The organism is uncultured Kluyvera sp., assembly GCF_902485085.1.
GTDB lineage: Bacteria > Pseudomonadota > Gammaproteobacteria > Enterobacterales > Enterobacteriaceae > Kluyvera > Kluyvera ascorbata.
This window is the reverse complement of the sequence record NZ_CABTJS010000172.1, coordinates 1-15,849: the sequence shown is the minus strand read 5'-3', so window position 1 is coordinate 15,849 and position 15,849 is coordinate 1. Positions and strand designations below refer to the sequence as shown.

At 52.8% G+C, this 15,849-nt stretch carries 15 protein-coding genes and 1 other annotated feature; of the genes, 7 read left to right on the top strand and 8 right to left on the bottom strand.

Features of this window, described 5'->3' with window-relative positions; all coding sequences use genetic code 11:
* Positions 1–400: 400 nt before the first annotated feature.
* The 3 genes from clpB to rluD all read right to left on the bottom strand — a co-directional run bounded on the left by clpB (position 401) and on the right by rluD (position 4,812).
* Complete coding sequence (gene clpB, locus RDN66_RS21325; RefSeq protein WP_123652260.1) at positions 401–2,974, bottom strand: ATP-dependent chaperone ClpB; 2,574 nt, start codon at positions 2,972–2,974, stop codon at positions 401–403.
* Positions 2,975–3,103: 129 nt separating this feature from the next.
* Positions 3,104–3,835, bottom strand: a complete 732-nt coding sequence (gene yfiH, locus RDN66_RS21320) for a purine nucleoside phosphorylase YfiH (protein WP_202217418.1) — start codon at positions 3,833–3,835, stop codon at positions 3,104–3,106.
* The gene (rluD, locus tag RDN66_RS21315; RefSeq protein ID WP_035894959.1) at positions 3,832–4,812 is read right to left on the bottom strand and encodes a 23S rRNA pseudouridine(1911/1915/1917) synthase RluD; all 981 of its coding nucleotides are present in this window, start codon (positions 4,810–4,812) and stop codon (positions 3,832–3,834) included. Before rluD ends, yfiH begins: the two co-directional genes overlap by 4 nt.
* A gap of 132 nt (positions 4,813–4,944) precedes the next feature.
* Here rluD and bamD point away from each other — a divergent pair, with 132 nt between their 5' ends.
* From bamD to pheA, 4 genes are all read left to right on the top strand, one after another.
* Positions 4,945–5,688 carry an outer membrane protein assembly factor BamD gene (bamD, locus tag RDN66_RS21310; RefSeq protein WP_035894964.1) on the top strand — a complete coding sequence of 248 codons (744 nt, stop codon included), beginning with the start codon at positions 4,945–4,947 and terminating at the stop codon, positions 5,686–5,688.
* Between the two features lie 274 nt (positions 5,689–5,962).
* A complete protein-coding gene (raiA, locus tag RDN66_RS21305) occupies positions 5,963–6,304 on the top strand; it encodes a ribosome-associated translation inhibitor RaiA (RefSeq protein ID WP_035894958.1) in 342 nt (113 codons plus the stop codon).
* Between the two features lie 117 nt (positions 6,305–6,421).
* Positions 6,422–6,546, top strand: a sequence feature (Phe leader region).
* On the top strand, positions 6,423–6,470 hold the full coding sequence (gene pheL / locus RDN66_RS24375; protein WP_369709598.1) for a pheA operon leader peptide PheL: 48 nt from the start codon (positions 6,423–6,425) through the stop codon (positions 6,468–6,470). It overlaps the preceding feature by 48 nt.
* Positions 6,547–6,569: 23 nt before the next feature.
* Positions 6,570–7,730: a bifunctional chorismate mutase/prephenate dehydratase gene (gene pheA / locus RDN66_RS21300; protein WP_035894957.1), complete on the top strand. Its 1,161-nt coding sequence runs from the start codon at positions 6,570–6,572 to the stop codon at positions 7,728–7,730.
* On the opposite strand, the gene RDN66_RS21295 is transcribed toward pheA, so the two are convergent.
* The 3 genes from RDN66_RS21295 to aroF all read right to left on the bottom strand — a co-directional run bounded on the left by RDN66_RS21295 (position 7,727) and on the right by aroF (position 10,863).
* Positions 7,727–8,599, bottom strand: a complete 873-nt coding sequence (locus RDN66_RS21295; protein ID WP_202217417.1) for an SMP-30/gluconolactonase/LRE family protein — start codon at positions 8,597–8,599, stop codon at positions 7,727–7,729. The genes pheA and RDN66_RS21295 overlap by 4 nt on opposite strands.
* Before the next feature lie 62 nt (positions 8,600–8,661).
* Entirely contained in the window at positions 8,662–9,783 is a 1,122-nt protein-coding gene (gene tyrA / locus RDN66_RS21290) for a bifunctional chorismate mutase/prephenate dehydrogenase (protein ID WP_202217416.1), read from the bottom strand.
* A 9-nt stretch (positions 9,784–9,792) separates the two neighbouring features.
* Complete coding sequence (aroF, locus tag RDN66_RS21285) at positions 9,793–10,863, bottom strand: 3-deoxy-7-phosphoheptulonate synthase AroF (RefSeq protein WP_202217415.1); 1,071 nt, start codon at positions 10,861–10,863, stop codon at positions 9,793–9,795.
* Positions 10,864–11,501: 638 nt separating this feature from the next.
* Here aroF and RDN66_RS21280 point away from each other — a divergent pair.
* Genes RDN66_RS21280 through RDN66_RS21270 form a run of 3 tightly spaced genes read left to right on the top strand, consistent with a single transcriptional unit; the run spans position 11,502 to position 13,768 of the window.
* Complete coding sequence (locus tag RDN66_RS21280) at positions 11,502–12,056, top strand: YfiR family protein (RefSeq protein WP_081918549.1); 555 nt, start codon at positions 11,502–11,504, stop codon at positions 12,054–12,056.
* Positions 12,049–13,269, top strand: a complete 1,221-nt coding sequence (dgcN, locus tag RDN66_RS21275) for a diguanylate cyclase DgcN (RefSeq protein ID WP_202217414.1) — start codon at positions 12,049–12,051, stop codon at positions 13,267–13,269. Before RDN66_RS21280 ends, dgcN begins: the two co-directional genes overlap by 8 nt.
* Positions 13,270–13,282: 13 nt before the next feature.
* The gene (locus tag RDN66_RS21270; RefSeq protein ID WP_123652265.1) at positions 13,283–13,768 is read left to right on the top strand and encodes an OmpA family protein; all 486 of its coding nucleotides are present in this window, start codon (positions 13,283–13,285) and stop codon (positions 13,766–13,768) included.
* 2 nt (positions 13,769–13,770) lie between these two features.
* On the opposite strand, the gene RDN66_RS21265 is transcribed toward RDN66_RS21270, so the two are convergent.
* The gene (locus tag RDN66_RS21265) at positions 13,771–15,144 is read right to left on the bottom strand and encodes a PepSY-associated TM helix domain-containing protein (protein WP_308538167.1); all 1,374 of its coding nucleotides are present in this window, start codon (positions 15,142–15,144) and stop codon (positions 13,771–13,773) included.
* A 55-nt stretch (positions 15,145–15,199) separates the two neighbouring features.
* A complete protein-coding gene (locus tag RDN66_RS21260; protein ID WP_248538903.1) occupies positions 15,200–15,541 on the bottom strand; it encodes a DUF2946 domain-containing protein in 342 nt (113 codons plus the stop codon).
* Between the last annotated feature and the right edge of the window lie 308 nt (positions 15,542–15,849).

The following is a 15,849-nucleotide window of genomic DNA, read 5'->3' as shown; positions in this document are numbered from 1 at the left end:
TACGTGTTCACTCAGAGACTTGGTATTCATTTTTCGTCTTGCGACGTTAAGAATCCGTATCTTCGAGTGCCCACACAGATTGTCTGATAAATTGTTAAAGAGCAGTGCCGCTTCGCTTTGCCAGCGGCGCGGGATGTGCATATTACGCTTTCCCGCTTGAGAGTCAAGCGTTTATTTTCGCTTTCGTCTCTCGAGATTCTCAGGAGAATCTCGCTGACCCGGCGGCTTGTTTGCCGTTGTTCCGTGTCAGTGGAGGCGCATTATAGGGAGATACTGAGAAGTCGCAAGCATAAATTAGAAAAAACTTATCGTTCGCTCACTTTTCATTCAATCGTCTTATTTTCGCCTTGTTTTTAAACAAAAACGAGCCCTAAAGGGCTCGTTTTCTGCTTTTTGTGACTTACTGCACTGCCACAATCTGGTCGTCTTTAACTTCCAGACGGATAACTTTGCCAGGAATCAGCTCGCCGGACAGAATCTGCTGGGCCAGCGGGTTTTCAATCTGCTGCTGGATGGCACGTTTCAACGGACGTGCGCCATACACCGGATCGTAACCGTTCTGACTCAGCAATTGCAGCGCTTCATCAGACATCTGCGTTTCGTAGCCACGCTCTTCAAGACGTTGGTACAAACGCTGCAGCTGAATCTGAGCAATCGAAGCGATATGGTTTTCACCCAACGGATGGAAGACCACTACTTCATCGATACGGTTAATGAACTCTGGACGGAAGCTGTGGCTGACCACACCCAGTACCAGATCTTTCATATGGCCGTAGTCGAGTTCACCGAAGCGTTCCTGAATCAGGTCGGAACCGAGGTTAGAAGTCATGATGACCACCGTGTTACGGAAGTCGACCGTTCTCCCCTGCCCGTCGGTCAAACGACCATCGTCCAGAACCTGCAGCAGAATGTTGAACACATCCGGATGCGCTTTCTCTACTTCATCCAGCAGAATGACGGAATAAGGACGACGACGAACCGCTTCCGTCAGGTAACCACCTTCTTCATAACCGACATATCCCGGAGGCGCACCGACCAGACGAGACACGGAGTGTTTCTCCATAAACTCGGACATGTCGATACGCACCATGGCGTCGTCGCTGTCGAACATAAAGTTAGCCAGCGCTTTACACAGTTCGGTTTTACCTACCCCGGTTGGCCCCAGGAACAGGAATGAGCCAATTGGACGGTTAGGATCGGACAGCCCCGCACGGCTACGGCGAATCGCATTCGATACCGCCTCAACCGCTTCGTTCTGCCCAATCACGCGGCTGTGCAGATCCTGCTCCATACGCAGCAGCTTATCACGCTCGCCTTCCAGCATGCGGGCAACCGGAATACCGGTCCAGCGCGCCAGCACTTCGGCAATCTCAGCATCCGTCACTTTATTACGTAGCAGGCGCATGGTTTTGCCTTCAGACTGGGTTGCCGCTTCCAGCTGTTTTTCCAGCTCTGGAATTTTGCCGTACTGCAGTTCGGACATCCGCGCCAGATCGCCGACGCGACGCGCCTGCTCAATGGCGATTTTCGCCTGTTCCAGTTCAGCTTTAATGGTCTGCGTGCCGGAGAGGGACGCTTTTTCCGCTTTCCACTCCTCTTCTAACTCAGAGTACTGACGCTCTTTATCGTTCAGCTCATCGTTCAGCATATCGAGACGTTTCTTGCTCGCCTCGTCAGACTCTTTCATTAACGCCTGCTGCTCCAGCTTCAGCTGAATGATACGGCGGTCGAGTCGGTCGAGCTCTTCCGGCTTCGAGTCAATCTGCATACGAATGCTGGACGCAGCTTCATCGATAAGGTCGATGGCTTTATCCGGCAACTGACGGTCGGCAATATAACGGTGAGACAGCGTTGCTGCCGCCACGATTGCCGGGTCAGTAATCTGCACGTGGTGGTGCAGTTCATAACGTTCTTTCAAACCACGCAGAATCGCGATGGTGTCTTCCACCGAAGGCTCTGCAACGAACACTTTCTGGAATCGACGTTCCAGCGCCGCATCTTTTTCGATGTACTGGCGATACTCATCCAGCGTCGTTGCGCCTACGCAGTGGAGTTCACCACGCGCCAGCGCCGGTTTCAGCATGTTACCGGCATCCATCGCGCCGTCGGCTTTACCTGCACCGACCATGGTATGCAGCTCATCGATAAACAGGATGACGTTACCTTCCTGTTTCGCCAGATCGTTCAGCACGCCTTTCAGACGTTCTTCAAACTCCCCGCGGTATTTCGCCCCGGCCACCAGCGCGCCCATATCCAGCGCCAGTACGCGACGGCCTTTTAAGCCTTCCGGTACCTCACCGTTAATAATGCGCTGCGCCAGCCCTTCAACGATGGCGGTTTTACCTACACCCGGCTCACCAATTAATACCGGGTTGTTTTTGGTACGACGCTGCAGTACCTGAATGGTACGGCGAATTTCTTCATCACGGCCGATAACCGGGTCAAGTTTGCCCTGCTCGGCGCGTTCGGTCAGATCGACCGTATATTTCTTCAATGCCTGACGTTGGTCTTCGGCACCCTGGTCATTCACGCTTTCACCTCCGCGCATCTGTTCAATTGCTTGAGTGATATTGGCGGTAGTTGCGCCTGCCGTTTTTAGCAGGTCGGTCAGAGTGCCACGAGACTCAAGCGCCGCCAGAACGAACAGTTCTGACGAAATAAAGTTGTCGTTGCGTTTTTGCGCCAGCTTGTCGCAAAGATTCAGTACACGCATCAAATCCTGAGACGGCTGCACGTCACCACCGGTGCCTTCCACCTGAGGTAAACGGCTCAACGCCTGATCGATAGCAGTACGCAACTGGCCAGCATTAATGCCAGCAGACGTTAATAATGGACGTACCGAGCCCCCTTCCTGATTCAGTAAGGCGCTCATTAAATGAAGAGGTTCGATAAATTGGTTGTCGTGCCCGAGTGCCAGCGACTGGGCATCGGCAAGAGCAAGCTGGAATTTATTGGTAAGACGATCCAGACGCATGACTCCTCCCATACTAGGTCAAATTTGCTACAGGAGATTAAATGAGGTCATCCCTCAATTATTCAAGGTTAAATGACCTGGTCAATGAGAAAAAAATGTCTGCCTTCTGGATCGTCTTGATTCTATAGGTTATATCAGCCAGATGAAACTTGCCATACGACCTGTAGTACGGTCACGGCGATAAGAGAAAAAATCATCCTTTTCGCTGAAAGTACAGCGGTCACCGCCAAAGACAGCGGTCACACCGATATTACCCAGACGCTGACGCGCCAGCTGGTAGATATCAGCATAGTATTTTTCGCCGACTGGACGGAATGCGCTAACCGCGTTGGCATCTTTCGCCATAAACGCGTCACGCACTTCGGGGCCGACTTCAAAGGCCTGCGGCCCAATCGCTGGGCCAAACCAGGCAAGAATGTTTTCAGGACTGTCTTTGAAGCAGGCAACGGTCTCTTCGAGCACACCGTCGCACAAACCACGCCAGCCAGCATGCGCTGCGGCCACTTCCGTTCCAGCTTTGTTGCAAAAGAGAACGGGAAGACAATCGGCTGTCATCACCGCACACACTGTCCCGGGCGTATTGCTGTAGGAGGCATCGGCACGTTTAGAAGCGTACGGTTCACCGGTCAGATGCAGAACATCTTTACCGTGCACCTGCTCAAGCCACACCGGTTTCGACGGTAGCTTGCCTGCCGCGAACATGCGCTTACGGTTCTCTTCTACGTGTACGAGGTTATCGCCGCAGTGAGCGCCGAGATTCAGAGAATCCCACGCGCCTTCGCTAACCCCGCCCACGCGCGTTGAACTGCAGGCCGCTACGCTTGCTGGCAGCGGCCACTCCGGGACAATGATTTTGGTCATAACCAGTCTACGTCATCCTTATGTTCTTCAAAGTCGTCGCGCATCACCGCAATCAGATCAACCATATCCTGTGGGATTGGCGCATGCCATTCCATTTCAATCCCCGAAATCGGGTGATAGAGGCGCAGCATGGTCGCGTGAAGCGCCTGACGGTCAAACTTACGCAGTACGGAAATGAACTCATCCGATGCGCCTTTCGGCGGACGTGGCCGGCCACCGTAGACCTGATCGCCCACCAGCGGATGGGTAATATGCGCCATGTGCACGCGGATCTGGTGCGTACGTCCGGTTTCCAGACGCAGCCGCAGACGCGTGTGCACACGGAAGTGTTCCATGATGCGATAGTGCGTTACCGCCGGTTTGCCCATTGGATGTACCGCCATATGCGTACGCTTGGTCGGGTGGCGGCTGATAGGTTCTTCAACGCTACCGCCTGCGGTCATGTGACCAATTGCCACCGCTTCGTACTCACGGGTGATTTCACGCAGCTGCAGCGATTCCACCAGACGCGTTTGTGCCGGAACGGTTTTCGCCACCACCATCAACCCGGTAGTGTCTTTATCCAGACGGTGCACGATGCCCGCACGCGGCACATCAGCAATCGGTGGATAATAGTGCAGCAGCGCGTTCAGCACCGTGCCGTCCGGGTTACCGGCGCCAGGGTGCACCACGAGGTCGCGCGGTTTGTTGATGACCATAATGTCATCATCTTCATAAACGATATCGAGTGGGATATCCTGCGCTTCAAAGCGGATCTCTTCGTCGATTTCGGCGTCAATAGAGACGGTCTCGCCGCCCATGACTTTCTCTTTTGGCTTGTCTGAAACTTTGCCATTTACCTGTACGCGTTGGTCGAGGATCCATTCTTTTATGCGCGAACGCGAATAATCAGGGAACATTTCGGCCAAAGCCTGATCTAAGCGTTGTCCAAGTTGTGACTCGGACACCGTTGCGGTGAGTTGTACTCGTTGTGCCATATACAGCTTCTTCGTTAACGTTGGGTTTTTACGGCTTCGCCGTTTAATATAGTGTGCTATTGTAGCTGGTCTTAATCGGGAACAGGAACTGTGAATATCCCGTATAAACATTTTGAGGAAAGTCAAAACGTCATGACGCGCATGAAATATCTGGTGGCAGCGGCCACGTTGAGCCTGGCTTTGGCGGGGTGCTCTGGTTCAAAGGACGAAGTTCCTGATAATCCGCCTAATGAAATCTACGCAACTGCTCAGCAAAAGCTGCAGGACGGTAACTGGAAACAGGCAATAACGCAACTGGAAGCGTTGGATAACCGCTATCCGTTTGGGCCATATTCTCAGCAGGTTCAGCTGGATCTGATCTACGCATACTATAAGAATGCCGATCTGCCGCTGGCCCAGGCCGCAATTGACCGTTTCATTCGTCTTAACCCGACCCATCCGAACATCGACTATGTGATGTACATGCGCGGCCTGACGAACATGGCGCTGGACGATAGCGCGCTGCAGGGCTTCTTCGGCGTAGACCGTTCCGACCGCGATCCGCAACATGCGCGTGACGCATTCAATGACTTCTCGAAGCTGGTGCGCGGCTACCCGAACAGTCAATACGTCACCGATGCCAACAAGCGTCTTGTCTTCCTGAAAGACCGTCTGGCGAAGTATGAACTTTCCGTTGTTGATTACTACACTGCACGTGGTGCATGGGTAGCTGTGGTTAACCGCACCGAAAACATGCTGCGTAATTATCCGGACACTCAGGCAACCCGCGACGCGCTTCCTAAGATGGAAAACGCCTATCGTGAAATGCAGATGACCGCGCAGGCTGATAAAGTCGCGAAAATCATCGCGGCCAACAGCAAAAATACGCAGTCCTGATTCGGACAACCCTATCAAGCAAAACGGCAGCCCTGTGGCTGCCGTTTTTTTATTCGTTTCACGTCATAGCTGAAGCGGTTTAGCTCCAGGTCATCCTATCAAATATGGCGGTATTTTCCCGAACCGACAAGTAAAAAATCACTTCTTCCTGTCCTGACTCACAAAATGAATGCACTGACAAAAAGTGACAAAATAATGTGATCTTTATCACGCATTTTAACCAAATCCGAGGTATGCTGGAATCACCAAGACGGAAAGACAAGAGGTAAAATTTATGACAATGAACATTACCAGTAAACAAATGGAAATTACTCCGGCTATTCGCCAGCATGTCGCAGACCGTCTCTCAAAATTGGAAAAATGGCAAACCCACTTAATTAACCCACATATCATCCTGTCCAAAGAGCCACAGGGATTTGTAGCGGACGCCACGATGAATACCCCGAACGGGCATCTGGTCGCCAGCGCTAAACATGAAGATATGTACACCGCCATTAACGAATTGATCAACAAGCTGGAACGGCAGCTCAATAAGGTGCAACACAAAGGGGAAGCCCGTCGCGCCGCAACGTCGGTGAAAGACGCAAGCTTCGTAGAAGAAGTTGAAGAAGAGTAAACTGAACTTTGTACTTTAATGTGTATCGCCAACGCGCCTTCGGGCGCGTTTTTTATTGACAGAACGAAAACAGAGCAGGTACTGTAAAACCTCACCACACTAAGGATTTTAACCTGCTGTGATAAGACTACCGTTTTTCTTCGCATTCTTTTTTACCTTCCCCTGATTGGGAGGCGTTTCGTCGTGTGATAAAGAATGCGAAGACGAACAATAAGGCCTCCCACCCGGGAGGCCTTTTTTATTGATAACAAGAAAGGCAAACATGATGACTTCGGAAAACCCGTTACTGGCAATACGCGATAAGATAAGCGCCCTCGATGAGAAACTGGTCAGCCTGCTGGCAGAACGCCGCGGCCTTGCCATAGAAGTGGGTAAGGCAAAGCTGGCCTCTCATCGCCCGGTACGCGATATCGATCGCGAGCGTGACCTGCTGGAACGCCTTATCACCATCGGCAAAACGCATCAGCTCGATGCCCACTACATCACGCGTCTGTTCCAGCTCATCATTGAAGATTCCGTGCTCACTCAGCAGACGCTATTGCAGCAGCACCTGAACAAAATAAACCCGCACTCTGCTCGCGTTGCGTTTCTGGGACCAAAAGGGTCTTACTCGCATCTGGCTGCGCGCCAGTATGCCGCTCGTCACTTTGAGCAGTTTATCGAAAGCGGGTGCGTGAAGTTCGCCGATATCTTTAATCAGGTCGAGACCGGCCAGGCCGACTACGCCGTCGTGCCTATCGAAAACACCAGTTCCGGCGGGATTAACGATGTCTACGATCTGCTGCAGCACACCAGCCTGTCAATTGTCGGTGAGATGACGGTGCCTATTGACCACTGCGTGCTGGTGAACGGTACCACAACGCTTGAAACCATCGAGACGGTCTACAGCCACCCGCAACCGTTCCAGCAGTGCAGCCAGTTTCTGAGCCATTATCCGCAGTGGAAAATTGAGTACACCGAGAGCACCTCGGCGGCGATGGAAAAAGTCGCGCAGGCCAACTCCCCTACCGTCGCCGCATTAGGCAGCGAAGCCGGTGGGAAGCTGTATGGTCTGCAGGTACTGGAGCATTGCCAGGCCAACCAGACGCAGAACATCACCCGCTTCCTGGTGCTGGCGCGTAAATCAGTGAACGTCTCCGATCAGGTGCCGGCTAAAACGACCCTGCTTATCGCTACCGGACAACAGGCTGGTGCGCTAGTTGAGGCGCTGCTGGTTCTGCGCAACCATAACCTGATCATGACTAAGCTCGAATCACGCCCTATTTACGGCAACCCGTGGGAAGAGATGTTTTATCTCGACATCCAGGCCAACCTGGAATCCCTGCCGATGCAAAAGGCGTTGAAAGAGCTTTCCGGAATCACCCGTTCGATGAAAGTGCTGGGCTGTTACCCAAGCGAGAACGTGGTGCCGGTCGACCCGGTTTAACGTTCGATAAACGGCAGCTTCTTCATCCCTGCTACCTCTACCGGCAGGGTGAAGATGGCGCCGGAAAGCGGATACTGCGCCACCTCCGCCGCCGACATGTTCTCGCGGGTGGTGGTGATAAAGAGCGTGCGCCTATCCGCGCCACCAAAGCACACCATCGTTGGGCAGCGCACCGGCAAGCGATATTCGGCAAGCTGTTCGCCCGTTGGCGAGAAGCGTGCAATCCGCCAGCCGTCAAACATCGCGCTCCAGTAGCATCCTTCTTCGTCGATAGCCGCACCGTCAGGAATGCCCTCCCCCGCGTTAAACCGGCGGAACACCTCACGGCTTTGCGGTTCGCCATGCTTATCCAGCGGCGTACGGTAAATCACGCCGTTTGGCGTATCCGAGGTATACATCCAGTTTTTATCTTCGCTAAACGCCAGCCCGTTCGCACCGTGAATATCGCACTGCACCACTTTCGGCCTCAGTTGATTATCAATCCTCACCAGCAGCGCGCCGTTGTAGTCACCCGGCCCCCAGAAGGTACCGGCATAAAAACGTCCGTCGCGGTCGGTGCCGCCGTCGTTAAAGCGCGCCAGCTGCGGGTTACTCGGGTTATCACACACTTTATGCTGGAGCAGGCCACGGCTGTCGGCAAGCCAGATAGCGCTGCGTAGGGCGACAATAAAGCCACCGTTTTCCCGCAGTGCAAAGCAGCCCACCTCTTCCGGGAACTGTAAAACCCGGTGCTCGCCGGTCGCCAGCACATAGCGGTGAATTTCACACTCCATGATATCCGCCCAGTAGAGCGCCTGTTCATCTTCGCTCCAGGTCGGGCATTCCGGCAGGTGGCCGGTGTAATCAAACAGCAGGTTTGCGTCAGCCATTCTGTTCATCCCATAAAAAAAGCCAGAGGATTTCCCCTGGCTTTCAAGTATATACAGTTTCGTTATTGTCGACTGTCGTTCGCCTGCCGTAACAGGACGCGGCTCTCACTCTGGAAGCGCTGCGCGTAGTCGCCGAACCAGTGTTCAACTTTGCGGAAGCTGTCGATAAACGCCTGCTTATTCCCCTGCTCCAGCAAACCGATAGCCTCGCCAAAGCGCTGGTAGTAGCGTTTAATCAGCGCCAGGTTATTGCCAGACGACATAATGATATCAGCATAAAGCTGCGGGTCCTGAGCGAACAGCCTCCCGACCATCGCCAGCTCCAGGCGGTAAATCGGCGACGAGAGTGCCAGCAACTGCTCCAGCTGGACGTTCTCTTCCGCCAGGTGCAGGCCGTAGGCAAAGGTCGCAAAGTGACGCAGTGCCTGGATAAAGGCCATGTTCTGGTCGTGCTCTACCGCGCTGATGCGATGCAGACGCGCGCCCCAGACCTGAATCTGTTCGAGGAACCACTGGTACGCCTCTGGCTGACGGCCATCGCAGTACACAACAACCTGCTTTGCCAGGCTGCCGCTGTCCGGGCCGAACATCGGGTGCAGCCCTAAAACGGGCCCCTGATGCGCGGAAAGCATGGCCTGTAACGGACCCGCTTTTACCGACGCCAGATCGACAAGAATACAATCCGCTGGCAGCGGCGGCAGCTTCTCGATAATTTGCTCAGTCACATGAATAGGTACGCTGACAATCACCATTCCGGCATCAGCAACCAGCTCAGGCGCACGCGCCCAGTCATCTTTCTCCAGCGTCCGCACCTGATAGCCAGAGAGCATCAGCATTTTTTCAAACAGCCGCCCCATCTGGCCACCGCCGCCCACGATCACTACCGGACGCAGCGACGGGCACAGAGTTTTAAAGCCTTTGTCGTTTTCGCTGGAGTAAGACTCCCGCATGACGCGACGCAGCACATCTTCAATCAAATCGGGCGGTACGCCCAGCGCAGCCGCTTCTTTGCGGCGTGAAGCCAGCATGGACGCTTCACGCTCCGGGACGTAAATCGGTAAGCCATATTTACTTTTGACTTCCCCAACTTCCGCCACCAATTCCAGACGCTTAGCCAGCAGGCTCAGCAGCGCTTTATCCACTTCATCAATTTGATCGCGCAGTGCGGTCAGTTCAGCAACCATACAATCCTCTTACGCCAGACGAGCCGCCAGATGGCCGCGTAAATCCTTGTCGAGCTCACGCAACAGTGTATCCGTCACTTCCCAACTGATGCAGGCATCAGTGACCGATACGCCGTATTTCATATCACAGCGCGGCTGCTCGGAAGACTGGTTACCTTCGTGAATGTTGCTCTCAATCATCAGACCAATAATTGAACGGTTACCGTCTTTGATCTGTGCGACAACGGATTCCGCCACCGCAGGCTGACGGCGGTAGTCTTTATTGGAATTACCATGACTGCAATCTACCATCAGCGATGCACGCAGTCCTGCTTGTTCCATCTCTTTTTCACACTGCGCTACATCTTCCGGGCCGTAGTTCGGCTTTTTACCACCGCGCAGAATCACATGACCATCCGGGTTACCCTGGGTGCGCAGCAGGCAGACCTGACCGGCCTGGTTGATACCGACAAAGCGGTGTGGCATAGCCGCGGCACGCATGGCGTTGATAGCGGTGGCCAGTGAACCATCGGTACCGTTTTTGAAACCAACCGGCATAGACAAACCAGAGGCCATTTCACGGTGGGTCTGAGATTCAGTAGTACGCGCACCAATCGCGGACCAGCTAAACAGGTCCCCCAGGTACTGCGGGCTGTTCGGATCCAGCGCTTCGGTTGCCAGCGGCAGCCCCATGCTGACCAGCTCAACCAGCAGACGACGAGCAATTTTCAGACCACCTTCGACATCAAACGAGCCATCCATGTGCGGATCGTTGATAAGCCCTTTCCAGCCCACGGTAGTACGAGGCTTTTCAAAATAGACGCGCATAACCAGGTAGAGGCTATCGCTGACCTCTTCCGCAAGGGTTTTAAATCGACGCGCGTATTCGATGGCAGCTTCAGGATCGTGAATAGAGCAAGGCCCACACACTACCAGCAGGCGCGGATCGCGGCCGGCGATAATGTCAGAAATCGTTTTACGTGATTGGGCGATTTGCGCTTCCTGCTCAACGGTGAGCGGGAATTCAGCTTTCAGCTGATCCGGGGTGATCAGAATCTGTTCATCGGCGATATTTACGTTATTCAGCGCGTCTTTTTGCATGATGGCATTACCTGTTATGGCTCGTTTGCGATAGTGGTTTCCTCAATGAGGTGAACTAACAATATCACAGAAAGTAAAGATTTCAATCCAAAATACGTACACTTTACTTTACAAAGCCTATTTTATTGCAAATAGTCGCCCCTAAATGCGTAAAGTTTTTGGTACGCACGCTTTTTTAGCCGATGACGAGTCAAAGCGGGAGATGCGTTACTGGCGCCACATTCTCCTGCTCGCTCCAGATTCTCTTACGCCTGAGTCGCGTTAAAAATCCTGCCATGACGTTTAGATTAAAGATAACCCGACACTGGCCGATAAATTTAACAATGCAGCAAGAAATCGTAATGAATATGCCAGCCATGATACCGATGGCTTGCAAAAGAGAAGGGATATGCGAAATATTACTCATCACAAAATATTAGCTGGCGAATATTTTCTTCCACAATATCCATGAAGACTGACTAAAGATACAAGGGAAGAAAACTCAACATCTACAGCCCTCATTGATTTCTATTATCGTGATGAAATAAATACAACAGTGAGATTTAACTTAAATTACACACATAGAATATCTGACATAATAATGGCTTTGATTAACAATAATGTTCTGCCAGCAACTCAACCGAGTGACTATTTTCCGGATGGAATGGCGGATTCTTGTGAGAAAATCTCCATTGACCTCTTTGCTCCGACTGATACTGACACTACTACTATCCCTGGCGCTGGTTCCTGCAACCGCTAGCCCCCTCACGGACACCGATAAATCGGTACGTTCTATGGTGTCTGGTATCGTAAGCTATACGCGATGGCCTTCACTTTCTGGGCAGCCAAAGCTCTGTATTTTTTCGTCATCCCAATATATACAGGCGCTCAGCATGGCCAGTGAGCAAAGCGCGTTACCCTATACTCCAGAGCTTGTCCGCAATGCTCAGGACGCTTTGGTGGCAAAATGTAATGGTATTTATTTCGGCACTGAAACACCTGACCAACAGATTGAGTTAATTAACCAATATCACCGCCAGCCGCTGCTCGTCATCTCGGAACATAACCCAGACTGTACTGTTGGTAGCGCATTTTGCTTAGTCATCGATGGCGGTCAGGTCCGGTTTTCTGTCAATCTGGATGCACTGTCTCGTAGTGGTGTAAGGGTCCATCCGGATGTATTAATGCTTGCACGGAATAAGAAGCATGAATAAGGATTCCACATCAACGACCCGTCCGACGTTTAAAAAAACGTTGAGGCGTATCAGTATGATAAGCGTCATCACAACGATGACATTTATATGGCTTCTGCTGTGTTTTGCTTCTGTATTAACGTTAAAGCAATACGCACAAAAGAACCTCGAGCTCACGGGTGCCACGATGAGTCACACCCTTGAAGCCACGCTGGTTTTCAACGATCCGCAGGCCGCCAATGAAACGCTTGCTACTCTGGGTAAACAGGGGCAGTTTGCAATGGCGGACGTCTATGACAGGAATAACAAACAGTTCGCACACTGGGAATGGCGCCCAGAAGGGAATACCGATACGCTTGGCCTGTTGGTCAGCCAATGGCTATTCCCCGTTCCTGTCACTCAGCCAATTATGCATAACGGAAATCTGGTGGGCGAAATCTGTCTGACGGCTCGCGACAGCCTAATCAGCCACTTCATATGGATGTCCTTTGCCGTGCTGACCGGCTGCATTCTTTTTGCCTCCGCCATTGCGCTCACCATCACGCGTTCGCTGCATCATGGCATGGTCGACGAAATGCAAAATATCACCGATGTTGTCCATGATGTACGCACCAACCGTAATTTCTCCCGCCGCGTAAAAGAAGGACGCATTGAGGAATTCCATCGCTTTGGCGAAGATTTCAACAGCCTTCTGGACGAAATGGAAGAATGGCAACGACAACTACAAGATAAAAACGCCCAGTTGATGCGCTCCGCTATGCACGATCCTCTCACCGGCCTGGCAAACCGGGCGGCATTTCGTAATAACATTGCGACGTTAATGAACGATCCCGTTGCCAAAACGCACTCAGCGTTGCTTTTTCTCGACGCCGACAACTTTAAGCACATCAACGATACCTGGGGACATAACGCGGGAGACAGCGTACTGACAGAAATTGCCAGCCGGATGATTACCTTCGGCGGACAACGCTATCACGCCTACCGCCTCGGCGGTGATGAGTTTGCGATGGTGCTCTCTGACGTCCATTCTGTGCAAGACGTTCAACGTATTTGTACCGCCCTGGCGCAGCAGTTTGATCGCTCGTTCGATCTGCACAACGGCCAGCGTACCTCGATGTCTCTTAGCATTGGCTATGCGCTGGCGTGGGAAAGTAACTCACTGGAGCTGTTTCTGGAAAATGCAGACCGCAATATGTATCAGGTAAAAAATAAGCGAAATAAAACAACAAGTTAGAAAGGAAAATAACATGTTAAAGCGATATCTTGCACCCTGTTTACTGGCATCATTAGTCCTGGCGGGCTGCCAGACGCCACCTGAAGGCAAATTTACGCCTGAACAAATCGCAGCGATGAAATCTTATGGCTTTAACGAATTGAATGGCGACTGGTCGCTGGGGCTGTCTGATAAAATTCTGTTTGGTAAAAATGAATCGGGGCTCCGCCCAGAGAGCGAAACACAGATTCAGACCATGGCTTCACGCCTTGCCGCAACGGGTTTAAATCATGCCAGAATGGACGGTCATACCGATAACTACGGTGAAGACAGCTATAACGAAATGCTGTCGTTGAAACGTGCAAATGTCGTTGCCGATGCCTGGGCTAAAGGAGCCAATATTCCTCGTAGTAATCTCACTACCCGAGGACTCGGTAAGAAATACCCTGTTGCCAGCAACAGTACCACACAAGGGCGTGCTGAAAACCGCCGGGTTGCGGTAGTTATCAGCACGCCATAATGTTATTTGGTGGATGATTCGGCGAGAGGCATGCGTAACGCCGCTCGCCAGCGCAGCCAGTCAAACAGAATAAACAACGCCAGACTCACTCCCATCACCGGCAGTGATAATCCGCAAGCCACGGCGAGCGCCAGCGTCACCAATCTTGCGGGTAACGACAATGCCAACCAGCTATGCGACAAGGTCTGCAACGGGCTTATCTGCGCTTGAGCCGGGCGTTTTATCCACCACAGCCGATAGCCCATGACGATCGCGACACAGAGCGCAAGACCAAAGGCGATCAGCAGTAGCTGGTTGGGCAGGCCGAACAGTACACCCATGTGGAAATCTACGCCCCAGCGGGTAAGCTTCGCCATCAACGGGAAATCGGCGAACCGGGTATAGTCGAGAATGGCCAGTGAGCCAGGATCGATAGCTACCGCATCAACCTGTGTCGGCCAGCGGCGATCGATTTCCGTCACCGTCCAGGCGCGATCCACGCTACGCGGTGGACGGATCTCCAGATGCGTTGCATCAATACCGCTTCGCTGTGCCGCCAGGAGGATCGCATCAATTCGATCCATGTCTACCGGCGGCTCATTCATCACCATTCCCTGATGTTGTGTATGATGCTCGGCATGTGGGTCCATCACCATCGCTTTGCTACCGTGCAGCTGAGTATTCACCTGTGGAGTCAGCCAACCAAAAGTGGCACGCAGCTTATCGACGTTACCACCCGCCCATTGGGACCAGGTTAAACCGGTCGCCGAAAACAGCAACATGCCGGCCAGCAGGCACCAGCCAAGCGTAACGTGAATGCGGCGGGTGTTCTGTACACGATTTTTGATGCGTCGTTTTGGTCGGGTAAAGGCCCACAGCACGATCCCTCCCAATGCAGCAACCCACATCCACGATGCTGCCAGTTCGCTGTACAAGCGCCCGATATCCCCCAGCAGCAGCGAACGGTGGGCATAATCAATCCACTGGCGCAGCGGTAAGATCCCGCTGGTGCCATAGACCGTCATATCACCTTTTACCGCAAGGGTGACGGGGTCGATAAAGATAGCGCGGTTCTCAGAAGTCGCGAGTTCGGGGTCGTCGAACATGATTCGCGTCGTCTCCCCCGCCTCCAACGCAGGCCGTACCGCACTCAGGCGCAGCGGCGTTTCCAATGTACGCTCGGCCACGGCAATCTGTTCCACGAGCGGATGCCGCTCACCGGTCATCTCCCCCTGTAACGCCTGGCGATATAGCAAGTTCTCCAGTTGAGGGGTAGCGACATACAGCGTGCCGGTAAGGGCCGCGACGAAAATAAAGGGCCCGACAAACAGGCCGATAAAAAAGTGCAGGCGGCGTAGCAGGTGCACCCATGCCGCCCGCGAGGTGCAGGTTGTCATACTCTTCCTTTATGCAAATAAGAGCGATGGAACGCTAAAGCGCTAGTTATCGTTATTAAGCAGGTAAAGCAGACGGCACCGGCGGCGCGCGAGTTTCGGGGAACAGCCAGGGGAATTCACGCCAGTGGAAAACCAGCGGCGGGAAAGGTGCAGTAGCCACGCGAAGCATCAGTGCGCTCAGCAGAACGCACAGGGCCAGAATCAGTCCCGGAACATGGGTGAGAAGCACGCAGTAGCCGCAGGCCTCACCGTGATCGATAGGCATACTGTCCGGCGCAGAGTGATGTGCAGACATCGGCATAGGCATGCTCATTTCATGATGCATACCCGGCATCGCGCTCATCGGCGATTGCTGCAACGAAACCGAGATAAGCGGTGCCACAATAATCAGCGCCATAGCAAACAGCGCAAGCCAGGCGGCTCGCTGTTTAAGGGCTGATAGATTGAAGGCTTTTCTGCTCACTCGACTCTCCTGATACGAGCAGGCATTGTAAATGATTTAGCTAATAACTGTTAACGAGAGGTGCCATTTTATGGAGGATTTTTAAACCGTTAGCGTTACGCAGTCCTATGGTTAGGGCCGCGTATGTAAAAGACCACCTTCTTAGAAGGTGGCTTTTGAGAATGCCCCCTGTAAGGGGGGCTACTTTCACCTTCCGCTTACTACTCTAGCAATTCCATCTGTTGTTCATGTGTTTGTTCCGT